This window comes from Streptomonospora arabica (genome assembly GCF_039531585.1).
GTDB classification, from domain to species: Bacteria; Actinomycetota; Actinomycetes; order Streptosporangiales; family Streptosporangiaceae; genus Streptomonospora; species Streptomonospora halophila.
Genome location: NZ_BAAAQI010000011.1, coordinates 54,254 through 69,373, shown reverse-complemented (window position 1 = coordinate 69,373; position 15,120 = coordinate 54,254). Strand labels below are relative to the sequence as shown.

Sequence of the window (15,120 nt, the reverse complement as noted above, 5' to 3'; positions counted from 1 at the left end):
TCCCCGGGGGCGCGCGCCGGAGCCGCCGCGCGCCCCCGTCCGCGCGACCCCGGCCGGCCCGTCCGCGCTCCGTCCGCGCGAAGTCACGGGAACACGTGATGTGCCCCTCCACCGGGGTCGGCACTGTGGAGAGCGCCAACGGCCTCGGCCTCCGCCACACCCCCCGGTGGGAAAGGATGACACCGTGACACCTCCGCTTGACATCAACGAGGAAGTCCGCGACGCGCTCGCCGACCGGCGCCCCGTCGTAGCCCTGGAGTCGTCGCTGATCGCGCACGGTCCGGGATACCCGCTCAACGTCGAGATCGCCACCGGCATCGAGAAGGCGGTCCGCGACGCCGGGGCCGTCCCCGCGACCATCGGCATCGTCGACGGCCGCTTCGTCGTCGGCATGGACGACACGACCATCGACCGCTTCGGCCGGTCCGGCGACATCGCCAAGGTCAGCGCGCGCGACTTGGGGCTGGTCCTCGCGCGCGGCGACCTCGGAGCCACGACCGTCGCCTCGACCATCGTGATCGCCCAGCTCGCCGGGATCCCCGTCTTCTCCACGGCCGGCATCGGCGGCGTCCACCGCGGCGTCCAGCAGACCCTCGACATCTCCGCGGACCTGCAGCAGTTCACCCGTACGCGGATCGTCGTGGTCTGCGCCGGCGCCAAGAGCATCCTCGACCTGCCCAAGACGGTGGAGTACCTGGAAACCGCGGGGGTGCCGGTCCTGGGCTACCGGTTCGACGAGTTTCCGGCCTTCTACGCGCGCAACTCGGGCATCCCGGTCACCCGCGTCGACGAGATGGAGACCGCGGCCCGCGCGGCCCGGCTGCACTGGGACCTCAACGGGGACAGCACCGTGCTGCTGACCGCCCCGATCCCCGAGGAGGACGCCCTCCCCCAGGAGGACATCGACAACGCCGTCGGTGACGCGCTGACCGAGGCCGAGCGCTCCGGGATCACCGGAAACGCGCTCAGCCCGTTCCTCATGAAGGCCGTCGTCGAGGCGACGGGCGGGCGCAGCGGCAAGGCGACCAAGGCCGTACTGATCAGCAACGCCCGCCTCTCCGGAGAGCTGGCCGTCGCCATGAGCGCCACCGGGGAGCAGGGATGAACGAAGCCGCCATCTTCGACCTCGACGGCACCCTCGTCGACAGCCCCGCCGCCATCACCGAGATCACCGGCACGATCCTGGGCGAGATGGGGGCCGAGTGCACCCCCGAGGAGATCCGGGCGACCGTCGGCAAGCCCCTTGACCAGAACCTGGCACGGCTGATGCGCCTGCCGCCGGGCCACCCCGATATCGACACCGCCACCGCGCTGTACCGGGAGCGCTTCGGCGCCTACGTCCGCAAGCACGCCGCCGCACTGCTCTACCCGGGTGTCGCCGAAGGACTGGGAAAGCTGCGCGCGAACGGAGTGCTGACCGCGGTCGCCACCTCCAAGACCCTGGACGGCGCCCGCAAGACCGTGCGGCTCACGGGCATCGCTGAGAGCTTCGACGTCCTGGTCGGCCACGACCTCGTGGCCGAGGGCAAGCCGGCTCCCGACATGGCTGTACACGCCGCCGAGCTGCTCGGCGTCGAGCCGCAGCGGTGCACGGTCGTGGGCGACACCGCCGGCGACATCCGCATGGGCAGGCAGGCCGGCATGCGAACGATCGCGGTCACCTACGGCGTCGGCGGGCGCGACGAGCTGGCGTCGGCGGGCGCCGGCGCATGCGTCGACTCCTTCGCCGAGGTCGTGGCGTCTGTGCTGGTGACCGCATGAGTGCGCCCGACCGCGCCGAAGCCGCGGCTCGCGCCGCGGCGGTGCGGACGATCTACGGCTACATGAGCTCACAGATCATCCGGACCGCGGAGGAGCTGAGAATCCCGGATCTCGTCCGGGACCGGCCTCTGGACGTCGGCGAGATCGCCGACGCCACCGGGGCCCACGCTCGTTCGCTGCATCGGCTGCTGCGCGCCCTGGTGACCTTGGAGGTGCTCACCGAGCCGGAGGCCGGCCGGTTCGGGCCGGGCCCCCGCGGGGGCTTCCTCGCCGACGGCGGCGAGCATTCGCTGCGCAGCATCACGCGCCTGTTCACCGGTGCCGAGTTCGCGGACTCCTGGCGGGAGCTGCGGCACAGCGTCATGACGGGCCGTGCGGCGTTCGACCGGGTGCACGGCACATCGTTCTACGAGTACCTCGGCGCCGAATCCGAGTTCGCCCGACTGTTCGGCGAGGCCATGGCCGAGAACGCGCGTTTCGAGGCGCCCCGCATCGTCGCGGCCCACGACTTCGGCCGCTACAGCAGCATCGTCGACGTCGGCGGCGGCGACGGTTCTCTCCTCACGGCGGTCCTGGCCGCGAACGTCGAGACCGCGGGCACTCTCCTCGAGACACCGGAGGCGGCGGAGCAGGCGCGCGTCCTGGTGGAGAAGCGAGGCCTGAGCGGGCGCTGCGAGGTCGTCGAGGGCGACTTCTTCGCACGCGTGCCGCCGGGGGCGCAGGCCTACCTCCTCAAGAGCGTCGTGCACAACTGGAACGACGACGCCTGCGTGCGGATCCTGCGCACCTGCCGGCACGCGATGCGAAGTGACGGGCGGCTGCTGCTGATCGAGCCGGTGCTGTCCGAGCGGACGGACCCCGATGCCGACATGGCGCTGGAGAGCGCCCTCAGCGACGTCAACATGCTCGTCCTCACCGCCGGGGGAGTCGAGCGGACGCGCGCGGAGTTCGAGGGCGTCCTGGGCGCCTCGGGGTTCCGGCTCGACGGGATTTCCCCGCGAATCGAGGGCACCGACTTTCGGGTGATCGAGGCACTGCCCCTCTGAGCAGGCCCGGTATTCGGGTGGTCCGACGCTGCTCCGCCCCGCCGGCATCGCGCCGGCGGGGCGGCCCGTCACGCAGAGGGTGCGGCACGCCAGCTCCGACACGGCGACGGTGCGACCATCGACCGGAGGAGGCCGGGGGGACGGCGGCCGGGCCCGGGTGACCACCGGTCCGGCGTCCGGGGCCCTGTGTCGGCACGTCCCTTCACGCAGTCGGTCGACGTTTCGTCATCCGCCCTCCCGCCGTTGTCTCTGGCATCATCCCGGCCATGGATTATCAGGGGCGGTATCGTCGCGCAGCGCTTGAAACGGGCATCCCGGACGACGAGATCAGTGTGTTCACCCGGCACCTCCGGTTGTCGATCCGGCTGATCGGGGGTTCCCGGGGTTCTCCGGTCGGGCGGTTCGGTGGATTGCCCCGGCTGCCGGTGGGCATGGACTGGCCGTCCGAGGGAGTCGGTCCGCTGCCGTTCATCTTTTCCGTCGACTGTGCGGCTTTGCCGAGAGTCGACGGCTTCGACCTGCCCGCGGATGGGGAGCTGCTCTTCTTCCTGGACCATGAACAGGACCACCTGGACGACACCGGGAGGTATGCGCGCGTCGTGTATGTCAAGGACGGCACCGACACCGCGGTCGCAGATCCCCCCGACTCCGAGGTCGTCGGCGAGCAGTATGACGTCGGCGCCACGGTCTGCGCCGAGCTGCCCCCGTGGTTCGAAACCGACGAAGACGAGGATGAGGACGAGGACGACCTGTCGCCCTTCCAGCAGCAGCTGGCCCGCGACCTGGAGCGGGACATGCCGCACCTGGGCGAGCTCTGTGCTCTGGCCCGCGACCTCTGGCGCGACGAGGGGCTCGCCAGCGCCTACATCGGCGGGTATGCCGACGATGACGTCATCACGAGCATTGCGGAGCAGACGCTCGCGGGGCGCGAGAAGGCCGGTGAGATCACCATCCCGATGGCGCAGTGGTATTCGCATGTGGAGAAGGAGAAGCACCGGCTGACCGGCGAATGGATGTCGCTCGCCCGCTTCCGCGTGCCCGACGAGTTCTACTCCGGGGGTTTTGTGATCCGCCACGACGATCTGGCCGCCGCTCGGGTGGACAAGGCGCTTCCCGTGACCGAGTTCAGCGAATAGAACCCCGGCGGCGCCGAATGCGGCGCCGGATCCGCGCCGCCTGCGCCGACCGGCCGCTGGAGGACCGGTGGCGGCGGGTCGCGGGTCGCCTCAGACCGGGGGCGCGGCCGGGTCGGCGGAGCGGTTGCCGCCGCGCCTTCCGGGTGCCCCCGGGTCGGCCGCGCGGGCGCGCACGAGGTGCTCGGCGACCTCGCGCAGCTTGCGGTTGGTGTTCTGCGAGGCCCGGGACAGGGCGGCGAAGGCGTCCTCGGCCGGGAGCCGGTTCCGCTCCATCAGCACCCCGGTGGCCTGGCCGATGACCTCGCGGCTCTCCAGCGCCGCGCGCAGGTGCGCGCGTTCGTGCGCCGCGGCCAGCGCCGCGCCCGCGTGCGCGGCCACCAGGCCCGCGATGCGCTCGTCGTCGGCGGTGAAGGCCGACACGGCCGGGGAGAACAGCAGTAGCGCCCCCTGGGCGCCCTTCTGCGTCAGCGGCAGCGCCAGGACGGAGCCGACGCCGCGATCGAGGGCCCGCGGCGTGAACTCCGGCCAGCGTGTCTCCCGGTGCAGGTCCGCGCGCACGGCGGCGGCGTCGTCGACCGCCTGCACCGAGGGGCCTTGGCGGCACCAGTACTGCAGGGTGTCGGTGCGCCGCGCCGATTCGCTGGTCGCGGCGGCGGAGCGCAGGCCCGTGCGCTCGTGGAGGGAGAGCGCGGCGTGGTCGGCGCCGGGCACCAGGCGTACGGCGGCGGCGACGATGTCGGCGCGTACGTCCGCCACGTCCCGGCGCTCCTGCAGGGCGCGGGCGAGCGCGGCCAGTTCGGTGGCCAGGTCCCGTTCCGGCTGCGGCGGTGTGCTCACCGAGATCTCCCCCTTGATCGGTCTGCTTGGCGGTGTGCGGTGGTGCCGTGCTCGCCGGATGCCCGCCGTGTCCTGGGCGAAGGGAACGTGTCGGGCTCGGGTCCGCGATTCGATCGCGCATACAAGGTGTGCCCGGTCCGCACAGTACCCGGGAAGCGGCGTCTGCCACATCGACCGCACCGATCGGCGCCCCGCGGGCGGAGCGGCCGCCCGAAGGCCGCGCGGCGCGGGGGCCGTGCGCCCGGCGCTCATCGGAGGGGAGGGGCGCGGCCGACCGGGGGCGACGCGGGCGCATCCGCGCCGGCACTCCACGGCCGGCGGCGGCAGCGAGGAAGGGGGATCTCCACCCGTAGACGGGCGCCGTCGATGTCCGGCCGCACGCTCCGGTGCCCGCGGTAGCAAGGCGGAGCGACAGGTCAGGCAGTTCGTCGGGCAGCGAGGGCTTGCAGGACGCCGCACTGCGCCGTCCGTCCGGCGTAGCGGCGCAGGAGCACGTCGGCGGCGCCCGCCATGGCGCCGGAGGTGGATGCCCTCCGCCTGAAGGATGCAGGCGCTCATCCGCGAACCCCGGCTACGGCCAGTTCCGCGAGGTCGGAGACCACGACTCCCGCGCCGCGCGCCAGGAGCTCCGCCGCCTGCCCGGAGCGGTCGACGCCCACGACCAGGCCGAATCCGCCGAGAGCTCCCGCCTCGACACCGGCCGGGGAGTCCTCGACCACGGCCGTGCGGGCGGGTGGCACGCCCATGCGGCGGGCCGCCTCCAGGAACAGGGCGGGATCGGGCTTGCCGGGAAGCCGGAGCCGTTCGGCGTCGCGCCCGTCCACCCGGACGTCGAAGAGGCCGGCGGCGCCGGCCGCCTTGACGATCGCCGCGCAGTTGCGGCTCGCGGAGACGATCGCCGTCGCGATTCCCGCGTGTCGCAAAGTCGTGAGCAGCTCGATCGTCGAGGGGTAGGCGGTCACGCCGTAGGTGCGCACGTAGTCGAGGAAGCAGCGCTCCTTGCGGTCGCCCAGCGCCTCCACGGTCATGGTCCGCGCGTCGGCGCCGGGGTGCTCCTCGGGCAGTTCGATCGCGCGCGATGCGAGGAAGGCGCGTACGCCGTCCAAGCGCGACCGGCCGTCGACGTGGGCCAGGTAGTCGCCGCGAAGGTCGAACGGCACGAAGGCCTCGCCCCTGGACCGGGCGTGCGCGCGCAGGAAGTCGTCGAACGTGCGCTTCCACGCCGCGGCGTGCACGGAGGCGGTGTCGGTGACGACCCCGTCCATGTCGAACGCCGCGGCCGTGATCTCCTCGGCCGCGATCACCGCGTCACTGGTGGTCTCCACGTCGCCTTCTCTTCCCGGGTGCCGCGGGCCGCCGGGACCGTCCCGCCGGCGGCCGGTCCACGGCCGCGCCCTGCAATCCGTCCACTCCGCGTATCCATTCCATCCCGGCTCCGCCCGCCCCGCCAGAGGCGTCGGGCGCGCCGAGCGCGGCGGATGGCCGGGTCCGCCGGGACCTGTGGCCCTCCCGTGCCGGGACCGCGGGCACTACTGCTGCCGGGCCGCCGCATGCTTCCCGCTTCCGCGGAAGGACCGCTCCCGAGGGGGCCCCGGTGGGGTGGCGCGGGGTCGGCGCCCGTCCGGTGGTCGCCGTTTCAGCGCAGTGCCGGGTAGCGGCGGACGAGGGACAGTCCGGCCCACCGGCGGCCGAGGCCCGCGGTGTCGCCCGCGTTGATCAAGGCGAGGCCGACCATGGTCAGCGCCATGATGAGGTGGTCGTCCATGAACGGGTTGTTCTCGGGAGGCAGGACGGCGCTCCACATCAGCACCAGCATCAGCGTTCCGGCGGCCGCGCCGATGCGCATGCCGACGCCCAGCAGGAAAGCCAAGCCGATGCCCAGCAGCCCGGCCATGAACAGCCAGTCGGCCCACGCCGCCCCGGCGAACGATTGGTAGAACCCGGCGAGTGGGCCCGCGGTGGCCTCGGCCAGGAACCCTTGGGTGGGGCTGCCGCCGGCGGCCCAGGCGCCGTCCGCGGGTGTGGCGAAGCCCAGACCCAGCAGCTTGTCGAGGAAGGCCCACAGGAAGGTCCAGCCGATCGCCAGCCGGACGGCGGCGAAGACCCGTCGCGCCGACCGGGAGTCGAGGACGTGGCGGGCGCGGTGATCGGCGCGGTCCGCGATCGGGGCGGGACGCCGGGCCGGCGGGCGGTCGATGTTCTGCGATGTCATGTCCGTGTCCTTTCGAGGGGTCTGCGGTGGCGGTTCCAGAGAACGCCGGATCCCCCTCGGGCGGCAGGGGCGGGCGCACCGCCTCGCCGGGGCGGAGGTCCCCTCAGCGGCGGGACGTCGGCCCGCCGGCCGCGCCGCGGGGCGGAGGCGCCGCCCCGCCCTGCCCGCGCGTGTGCCGCCCGCCGACGCGGCGGCCGGTGATCCGCTCGGGCTCGAAGCGCACCCACACGTCGCGTTCGCCCCCGGCCCAGGGCCGCACGGTGTGGTGCGCGCGGAGGCGGGCCAGCCGGGCTTCGTCGTCGACGGTCTCGGCGTGCCCGGTCGCGAGCACACTCCAGCCCTCGCTCGTGCCGCCGTCGAGCCGGTCGACCTGGAAGCTCATGGGCCCGGGGGTGTGGCGGGCGATGACGCCGCCGGCGGCGGTGCGGAAGACCACCGCGCCCTCGCTGAGCGTGTAGTTGACCGGCAGCACCAGGGGGGCGGCGCCGGCGGTCTCGGTGAAGGCCACGCGGCCCACCCCGCCGGGCCCGATCAGCTCCAGGCACTCGCGGGTGCCCAGCGGCCGGATCGCGGGGTCGGGGGCCGCGGTCGCCGCGTGGCCGGGCGGGGTGTCGGTGTCGGCGCCCAGCAGCTGCTCGGGGGAGGTGTGCAGGGCCTGCGCCAGCCGGTACAGCGCCTGCCGGCTGAGGCTCCCGGGATGCTCCTCCAGGTAGGCGACATAGCCGGGGTCCATGCCGGCGGACTCGGCCACTTGGTCGCGCGAGAGTCCCAGTTCGGCCCGGCGCCGCGCGACGCGGCGCCCGAGGTCGCCTCCGTCACCCTGGTGGGGTTCCTTCATCGCTCTGCCTTTCCATCGACTCTCGGCGCAGGTCATCGTGCCCCGCCACGCGCATGGTCACGCGCCGGGCGGGGCGCGACCAAGAGGCGTCGGGGCTTCGGCCCCGGACCCAAGGTCCCGCCGCGGGCCCCCAGAGGAGGGACCAAGGCCCTGCGGCGGCGGGAACGAGGACGCTACCCGCCCGGCGGCGCCCGGACACAGACTCGTGGTGGACCGACGAGGTCGGCCGGCCGCGCCGGCGCCCGACCGCCGGGAGGGCGGCGGAGGCGGCCGCACCGCAGGCACCGCCCAAGCCGCAGCAAGGCCCGGCGGCACCGCCGAGGCACGGATGAGAGGACCACAGGATGAGCAGCGACAGCAGCCCGAACGCACGCCCGACCGGCACCGCCGCGGCGCCCGCGGAGGTCGTCGTCGGGGTCGACGGCTCCCTCGGGAGCCGGACGGCGCTGGACTGGGCCGCCGGGGCGGCCGCCGACCGCGGTCTGGGCCTGGTCGTGCTGCACGCCCTCAACATGCCCCTGTTCGCCGTACCGCTGGGGAGAACAGCGCGGATGACACCGTCGCAGGAGACGGCCGACCACGCCGCCCGGCTTCTAAAGGAGGCCGTCGCGCACGTGGTGTCGGAACATCCCGAACTGGGCGTACGCACCGAGGTCACCTCGCTCGAAGCGTCCCGCGCCCTGCTCGCCGCGGCGCGCACGGCCGCGATGGTGGTCGTGGGCTCGCGCGGCCTGGGCGGCGTCGCCTCGGCGTTCCTGGGCGCGGTGAGCATCCGGGTCAGCGCCCATGCGCCCTGCCCGGTGGCGGTGGTCCCCGAGCCCGCGCACGCCGAGCAGGGCGGCCGCGGCGCGGCCGGAGAGGACCGGCGGAGCGTGGTGGTGGGACTGGACGGCTCCGACGACGCGAAGGTCGCGCTGCGGACGGCCTTCGCGGAGGCGGCGCGCACCGGCGCCCCGCTCGTGGCCGTACACGCGTGGTCGGTCCCGGCGCCCGTCGACGCCGCGCCGTTCTCGGCCGCGGGCTATGCCGCCGACCGCGAGGACACCGCCGCGCGCGCCGACAAGTACGTCCGCACACTGGTGGAGGAGGCGCGCACGACCGAGACGGACGGTGTCCCGGTCCGCGTCGTGGCGGTCGAGGACCATCCCGCGCACGCGCTGCTGGCGGAAGGCCGCGGCGCCGCCCTCATCGTGGTGGGTTCGCGCGGGCGCGGCGGGTTCGCGGGACTGCTCCTGGGCTCGGTGAGCCAGGCGGTGCTGCACCACACCGCGGTGCCGGTCCTCGTGGCCCGGCCCCTGCCCGAGGGCGCCGGCGGCTGAGCGGGCGCGGGGGGAGCACGCGGACCGGGCACGCACACCCGACCGTCGATCAGCCGAGGTCGTCCTCGTCGATGGGGGCGCGCCAGGACAGCCGGGTGCCGCCGCCGGGGCGTGGGCTCGCCTCGAACGCGCCGCCGCAGCGGGCGGCGCGGTCGGCGAGGTTGAGCAGTCCGCTGCGGCGGCCCTCCTCGGGGATGCCGACGCCGTCGTCCTCCACCTCAACCGAGATGCCGTCGTCGACGACGACGCGGATCTGTGCGCGCGAGGCTTCGGCGTGGCGGGCGATGTTGGACAGCGCCTCGCCGAGCACGGCGATCACGTGCTCGCCGACGTCGTCGGGCACCCGGCTGTCGATCGCGCCCTCCAGCCGCAGGTCGGCGGAGAACCCCAGCGGTTCGGTGGCGGCGTTGACCGCGTCCAGGATCTGGTTGCGCAGCCAGCGGCGGTCCTCGCCGACCTGCTGCAGGGCGAAGATGGTCGAGCGGGTCTGGCGGATGGTGTCGTCGAGGTCGTCCACCGCCTGCTGCACCCGCTGCGCCGGCCCCGGGTTGTCGATCCGGTTGACGCAGCCCATCAGCGACATCGCGATCGCGAACATCCGCTGGATGATGATGTCGTGCAGGTCCTTGGCGATGCGGTCGCGGTCCTCCAGGACGGTCAACCGCTCGGCGTCGCTGCGCGCCTCGGCCAGCTCCAGGGCCAGGGCCGCATGGCCGGCGTAGGTGTGCAGCATCCGCACGGTCGTCGGGGGGAACGGTTCCGAGCCCGCGGTGCGTCCCAGGACGAGCACGCCCCGGGTGGTGTCTCCCGCGCCCAAGGGCACCAGCAGGGCCGGCCCCAGCCCCAGCCCTTCCAGTAGCGGAGCCGGTTCGGCAGCCGGTTCGCTGATGTCGGTGAGGACGGGCTCCTCGCTGCGGAAGACCCGTCCGGTCAGGGAGCCCTCCGCCGGGGTGGAGCGCCCGAGGATCAGGGCGGTGCCGGCGCCTTCGGCCACCTGGACCGCCAACCGTTCCCCTTCCTGCTCGGGGGAGGCGATGGCGACCAGGTCGGCGTCGGACATGCGGCGCGCCTGCTCCGCGATCAGGTGCAGGACCTCGTCGGTGCGGGCTCCGCGCAGCAGGCGCGTGGTGATCTCGTCGGAGGCGGCCAGCCACATCTCCCGGTGGCGGGTCTCGTCGTAAAGGCGGGCGTTCTCGATGGCCACGCCGGCCGCGGTCGCCAGCGCGACGACGATGGCCTCGTCGTCCTCGCCGAAGTCGGCGCCGTCGGCCTTCTCGGTCAGGTAGAGGTTGCCGAAGATCTCGTCGCGCACCCGCACCGGCACGCCGAGGAAGCCGCGCATCGGCGGGTGCCCCTGCGGGAAGCCGGCGGACTCGGGGTGGTCGGCCAGTTCCTGCAGGCGCAGCGGGCTCGGTTCTTTGATCAGCAGCCCGAGGATGCCGCGTCCGCGGGGCCAGTGGTCGATGGCGGCGATCTGCTCCTCGTCCAGGCCCACCGGGATGAACCGCTCCAGCTCGCCGTCGCGGCCGACGACGCCGAGGGCGCCGTAGCGGGCGTCGACGAGGTCCATGGCGGCCTCGACGATGCGGCGCAGCAGCGTCTCCAGGTCCAGTCCGGTGCCGATCATGACGACGGCGTTGAGCAGGGAGTGCACCCGGTCCCGGGTCAGCATCACCGCGCTGAGGCGGCTTTGCAGTTCCGCGAGCAGCTGGTCGAGCTGCATCTGCGGAATCAGCATCGGTGTCGGCTCGGTCTCGTGGTTCTCACCGGTCAAGAGTCACCTCCGAGGCCGGGACGGCTCGCTGCGCCGGCGGCCGTACTCTCTGCCCGACTCTACTGAGGTGTCCCCGCATTCCGGAACGGGCTTTCGGTGCTGATTGCCACGGACGGCGATTCCGCGATGATCCGGTGTCATCGCGGCGCCGAGCGCTCCGGTCCGCTCCGTCGACGAGGGACCGGAAGAACGCGCCACCGCGGTCGAACCCCTCGGTCCCGAACCACCGGCCGGCCTGACCGCGGGCGGGCAGGGCCACGCCGCCGAACGTGCGCTCGCCGGAGACCCCCCATGCCGAACGGCACCTCGGCGCCGCGCCCGCGATTCGCCGCCCGCCACCCCGCAGCACGCCCGCCACCGCGCGCCGTATCCGCGCCGCCCGCCCGCAGCAGCGGTATGCGGCCGAACAGGTCGACGCGCGTATCGGTGCGTCCGCGGTCGCAGTGGTCGCTGTCCCGAAGCAGCCCTTCCGCGACCACCGCTTGCCACACGAACCCGGTCGGTGTCGACGACATGGACGGCGCGGAAGGGCGGCCGCATGCCCGCGCGGATCGGGGGTGCATCCGCAGGCGGACGGTGGGTGCGAGGGGGCGCCGGGTGGGAGTGCGTGCGGAGGTAGCGCCGCGCCGGTTCGAGGGGAGGAGCGTTCCTATCTCATCGTGGTGGGGGGTCGGTGGGTGTGGCGGTGTGGGGGAGGGTGCGCCCGAGGCGCAGGATCATCTGGGGGTGGGCGCCGTCGCAGAGGCGCGTCGTCGTGAAGGCGCGCAGTGCGGGCTCTTCCAGGGGCTGGGTGTGGAAGGCGGCTGAGACCCCCTCCGCTGCGGCCGCCAGCAGTACGCGCTGCAGGGCCTGGCCGGCGGCGAGCCAGGCGGCGCGGGTGTCCTCGGTCGTGGTGAGCAGGGCGAGGGTGCCGGTGACCGCTCCGGGGGAGTCGGGCATGCCGGGGATGCGGCTGTGGCCGTGGTCGCGTCGGGGGAACAGGGCGTCGGATCCGTCTCCGTCCGGGTCGGTGGGGAAGTCGTGCGCAGCGGAGTCGGGGCTTGGGGCCGTGCGTAGCCGATTGGCGGGTTGGTGGGGGTGGGAGTGCTCGTGGCGGTGCAGGTGCTCGGCGGCGCTGACCAGTCCGGCGAGGCAGCGGATGAGCGGTTCGGTGGTCAGCGGCTGCAGTGTGGCGCCTTCGGCGGCCGCGGCGGTGCCGAGTCTGCGGACGAGGGCGAGGTCGTCGATGTCGGCGGCGAAGAGTCCGCGGTGGGTGCGGCGGCGGCCGATCGCCCGCGCGTGGGTGCGGGCTTCGTCGTCGGGTTCGCTCGCCGGCCCGGCCGCGATCTCGGCGAGTCGCCCGGGCCGGTCGGGGTCGGGCAGGATCGCGACCTCGGGCGTGCGGCCTTCGGCGCGCATTGCGGCGCGGACGTTGTAGAGGGCGGCTCCGCAGCTGATGAGGAGTTCGCGGGCTTGGGGGTCGGCTGTGTCGAGGCGCTGGTCGGTGTCGGCGATCAGGGCGATGCGGTCGCCTTCGTCGCTGAGGATCCAGGGCCGGGTGTTGGCCACCGAGGGTGCGCGTTGTCCGGCTTGCAGTGCGGCGCGCAGCGGCGGGTGGGCTGCGGAGTGGGGCTTGCGGGTGTCCATGGCCGATCAGCTCCGGAGGTCCACGGTGGCGGCGCGACGGCCCTCACGGTCGGGGGCCTGTGCGTCCGCCCTCGGATCCGCTCCGAGGGCGAGCGCGGCGGGTTGCTCACAGTCCTGCGTAGGGCATCAGGAGGTCGTCGACGTGCCAGGTCATCCTGTTGTCGACGGAGACGACGCCCTCGATGCGGTTGACCAGCCGGGCCAGGGTGTGGCCGGTGCTGCGGTGGTGGACCGACCCGGTCAGGGCCACCGTGCCGTCCTTGACCGCGGCGGCGATGTCGGTGCCTTGGACGGTGGCGGCGAGGTGGTCGATCTCCTCTTGGACGGCGGCGGCGATCGTGTCGTCGTTCTGCAGGAACACGCGCAGCAGGTCGCGTCGGCTGATCATGCCGACCAGGGCGCCGGCGGCGTCGACCACGGGCAGCCGCTTGACGCCGCGGCGCTCCATCAGCCGGGCGGCCTCCACGACCGCCGCGTCGGGCCGGGTGGTGATCGCGGGGTGTGTCATGAGCTGTCCGGCCGTGGTGGCCACGGCCTTCTCGTCGGCGCGTTCCACGAGCACTCCGGCGCCGGTGAGCCGCGAACGCAGCCGGGCGCGCAGGGGCGGCCAGTAGTTGCTGTCGTGGTCGGTGTCCTTGAACTCCTCCTTGTGCAGGAGGTCCTCCTCGGAGACCACGCCGAGGATGCCGCCGTCGGCGTCCACGACCGGCAGGGCGCTGACGCCCTGTTCCAGCAGTGCCTGCACGATCTCCTTGTAGCCGGTGTTCTCGGTGACCGAGGCGACCCCGGTCGTCATGACGTCGGCGACCGTACTTCGCATCGTCTTCTCCTGTTCTGTGTTCCTGAGCGGCGCCCGTGACTCGGGTGCCGCCGGGTTCGGTCAGACCGCGCCGGCCGAGCCGGCAGCGCGGTCGGGCTCGTCGCGCCGGACGGACCCGCCCGGGGGCGCGAACACGATGGAGCGCACGCCGGGGACGGTCTGCTCCAGCGCCTCGACGCCGCGGCGGGTCCGGGCGTCCGCAGCGCCTGCCACGCGGACGACGCCGTCGCGGACGCTCACCTCCAGATCCTCCGCATCCGGGGCGCTCCTGCCGATCGCGGCGCGGACGTCGGCGAGGACGTCCTCGTCGGGGCGCAGCAGCAGCCGCACGACGTCGCGGCGGCGCACCAGGCCGACGACCGCCCCGGCGCGCAGCACCGGCACGCACCGGATGCGCGTCTCGACCATGCGCCGGCTGAGCTCGCAGGCGTCGTCGTCCTCGGCGGCGGTGACCACGGCGCGGGTCATCGCCGCGCCGACCCGGTGGGCGGCGGGCGCGGCGTCCAGGCCGCGGGCGTAGCCGCGGTCGTCGGTCCCGAAGTGGTCGGCGAGCAGGTCGCTCTCGGTGAGGATGCCCGCCAGCTCGCCGCCGGCCCCGGTGACGGGGGCGCTGTCGCAACCGTTGTCGGCCAGCAGGCGGGCGGCCTCGCGCACCGGGGTGTCCGGGCCCAGCAGCACTTCCGGGGCCGACATCATCGCGTGCACCAGCGTCCTTCCCGTTCCTCCCGTCGAGGCCGTGCCCGGTCCGGCGGCGCTTCCGCGGTCGTCTCGTCCGCCGGAGCCGGGCCGGTCACCGCGGTTGAGCCGCTCGACGGCCGCGGAGAGCTCGGCCACTGTGGCCTCCAGGTGCCGCACGCGCGCTTCGAGGGCCGCGGCCTGCGGCGGGGTGTGGTCTTCGCCGATCTGGCGCATCGCGGGCCTTTCGTCTCCCGGTGTGCGGGCTCGCCGGTGCGGGCCCGACTCGTCGTCTGCGGGTGCGGCGACCGCACCCGCGGCGGAACCGCGTACGGCGGCCGGCACCGCGGGTGTGTTCCGTGCGGTCACGGCCTCCTTCTCACCGTTTCCTCCTGCCTCCAGGCTCCGCCGTGCGCCGCCGAGCCGACAGTGCCCACGGGCCTGTCGGGGGCGGACCTTCGGCCCGGAGGCCGGCGACCTCCTTCCGTCCGCCGGCCCGGGGCTTCCGCCGGGCGGGGGACGGGGTGTGCCGGGATAGGCGGTCCGCTGGAAGAGGGGACGGGGGTCCCGGCTCCTCGGGACCTCCGCTGCGGGTGGATCGGGACCCCCGCTCGTCAGCCGAGCAGTCCTCGGCTGACGAGCATGAACACCGCCCACACCGAGAGCGCGGTGATCACGGCCGTCTCCCGCCAGGCGAGGCCGGGACGCGCCTGGATGGCGTAGGACATGAGCTTGATCGGTGGCGCGGGGGTGTCCTCGGGGCTGTGCTCCGGCGGGAGCGGCCGGTTGAACCGGTGGAAGAACAGCTGGATCAGGGTCATCCCGACGAGGAGTCCGGTGACGAAGCTGAGGTAGCGCATGTCGGTGGCGAACAGCAGCAGCACCAGCACGACCGACAGGGCCAGCAGGACGCCGTCGGCGATCGCGAGCTTGCGCGGCCCGCCCGCGTAGTAGGAGGCGATGCGGGCGATCCGGGTCTGATATGGCACGACCAGCCAGACCCCGAATTTCGCCAGGCTCTGCACGGTGATCAGCAGGAGCAGTATGACCAGGGCGAGTTCCATCTCGGAGTCCCC

At 73.9% G+C, this 15,120-nt stretch carries 14 protein-coding genes; 5 read left to right on the top strand and 9 right to left on the bottom strand.

Annotated features, from left to right (window positions below):
• Positions 1-184 precede the first annotated feature (184 nt).
• The 4 genes from ABD284_RS17570 to ABD284_RS17555 all read left to right on the top strand — a co-directional run bounded on the left by ABD284_RS17570 (position 185) and on the right by ABD284_RS17555 (position 3,943).
• Positions 185-1,105 (top strand): pseudouridine-5'-phosphate glycosidase, encoded by a 921-nt coding sequence (locus tag ABD284_RS17570; RefSeq protein ID WP_344144749.1) that lies wholly within the window; start codon positions 185-187, stop codon positions 1,103-1,105.
• Positions 1,102-1,761 (top strand): HAD family hydrolase, encoded by a 660-nt coding sequence (locus ABD284_RS17565; protein ID WP_344144747.1) that lies wholly within the window; start codon positions 1,102-1,104, stop codon positions 1,759-1,761. The genes ABD284_RS17570 and ABD284_RS17565 overlap by 4 nt, the downstream gene beginning before the upstream one ends.
• The gene (locus ABD284_RS17560) at positions 1,758-2,807 is read left to right on the top strand and encodes a methyltransferase (protein ID WP_344144744.1); all 1,050 of its coding nucleotides are present in this window, start codon (positions 1,758-1,760) and stop codon (positions 2,805-2,807) included. The genes ABD284_RS17565 and ABD284_RS17560 overlap by 4 nt, the downstream gene beginning before the upstream one ends.
• Before the next feature lie 266 nt (positions 2,808-3,073).
• Positions 3,074-3,943, top strand: a complete 870-nt coding sequence (locus ABD284_RS17555; RefSeq protein WP_344144742.1) for a DUF1963 domain-containing protein — start codon at positions 3,074-3,076, stop codon at positions 3,941-3,943.
• 90 nt (positions 3,944-4,033) lie between these two features.
• On the opposite strand, the gene ABD284_RS17550 is transcribed toward ABD284_RS17555, so the two are convergent.
• The 4 genes from ABD284_RS17550 to ABD284_RS17535 form a co-directional block, all read right to left on the bottom strand.
• Positions 4,034-4,780 carry an ANTAR domain-containing protein gene (locus ABD284_RS17550; RefSeq protein WP_344144740.1) on the bottom strand — a complete coding sequence of 249 codons (747 nt, stop codon included), beginning with the start codon at positions 4,778-4,780 and terminating at the stop codon, positions 4,034-4,036.
• A 554-nt stretch (positions 4,781-5,334) separates the two neighbouring features.
• Positions 5,335-6,105 (bottom strand): HAD family hydrolase, encoded by a 771-nt coding sequence (locus ABD284_RS17545; RefSeq protein WP_344144738.1) that lies wholly within the window; start codon positions 6,103-6,105, stop codon positions 5,335-5,337.
• 311 nt (positions 6,106-6,416) lie between these two features.
• Complete coding sequence (locus ABD284_RS17540) at positions 6,417-6,992, bottom strand: hypothetical protein (protein WP_344144737.1); 576 nt, start codon at positions 6,990-6,992, stop codon at positions 6,417-6,419.
• Between the two features lie 103 nt (positions 6,993-7,095).
• Positions 7,096-7,830 (bottom strand): helix-turn-helix domain-containing protein, encoded by a 735-nt coding sequence (locus tag ABD284_RS17535; RefSeq protein ID WP_344144735.1) that lies wholly within the window; start codon positions 7,828-7,830, stop codon positions 7,096-7,098.
• Between the two features lie 344 nt (positions 7,831-8,174).
• Here ABD284_RS17535 and ABD284_RS17530 point away from each other — a divergent pair, with 344 nt between their 5' ends.
• The gene (locus tag ABD284_RS17530) at positions 8,175-9,149 is read left to right on the top strand and encodes a universal stress protein (RefSeq protein WP_344144733.1); all 975 of its coding nucleotides are present in this window, start codon (positions 8,175-8,177) and stop codon (positions 9,147-9,149) included.
• Positions 9,150-9,198: 49 nt separating this feature from the next.
• On the opposite strand, the gene ABD284_RS17525 is transcribed toward ABD284_RS17530, so the two are convergent.
• The 5 genes from ABD284_RS17525 to ABD284_RS17505 all read right to left on the bottom strand — a co-directional run bounded on the left by ABD284_RS17525 (position 9,199) and on the right by ABD284_RS17505 (position 15,108).
• Positions 9,199-10,887, bottom strand: a complete 1,689-nt coding sequence (locus tag ABD284_RS17525; RefSeq protein ID WP_344144926.1) for a sensor histidine kinase — start codon at positions 10,885-10,887, stop codon at positions 9,199-9,201.
• A 690-nt stretch (positions 10,888-11,577) separates the two neighbouring features.
• Positions 11,578-12,549: an Acg family FMN-binding oxidoreductase gene (locus ABD284_RS17520; RefSeq protein ID WP_344144731.1), complete on the bottom strand. Its 972-nt coding sequence runs from the start codon at positions 12,547-12,549 to the stop codon at positions 11,578-11,580.
• Positions 12,550-12,655: 106 nt separating this feature from the next.
• The gene (locus ABD284_RS17515; protein ID WP_344144729.1) at positions 12,656-13,369 is read right to left on the bottom strand and encodes a CBS domain-containing protein; all 714 of its coding nucleotides are present in this window, start codon (positions 13,367-13,369) and stop codon (positions 12,656-12,658) included.
• Between the two features lie 60 nt (positions 13,370-13,429).
• Positions 13,430-14,413, bottom strand: a complete 984-nt coding sequence (locus tag ABD284_RS17510; protein WP_344144727.1) for a CBS domain-containing protein — start codon at positions 14,411-14,413, stop codon at positions 13,430-13,432.
• A gap of 245 nt (positions 14,414-14,658) precedes the next feature.
• The gene (locus ABD284_RS17505) at positions 14,659-15,108 is read right to left on the bottom strand and encodes a hypothetical protein (RefSeq protein ID WP_344144725.1); all 450 of its coding nucleotides are present in this window, start codon (positions 15,106-15,108) and stop codon (positions 14,659-14,661) included.
• Positions 15,109-15,120 lie beyond the last annotated feature (12 nt).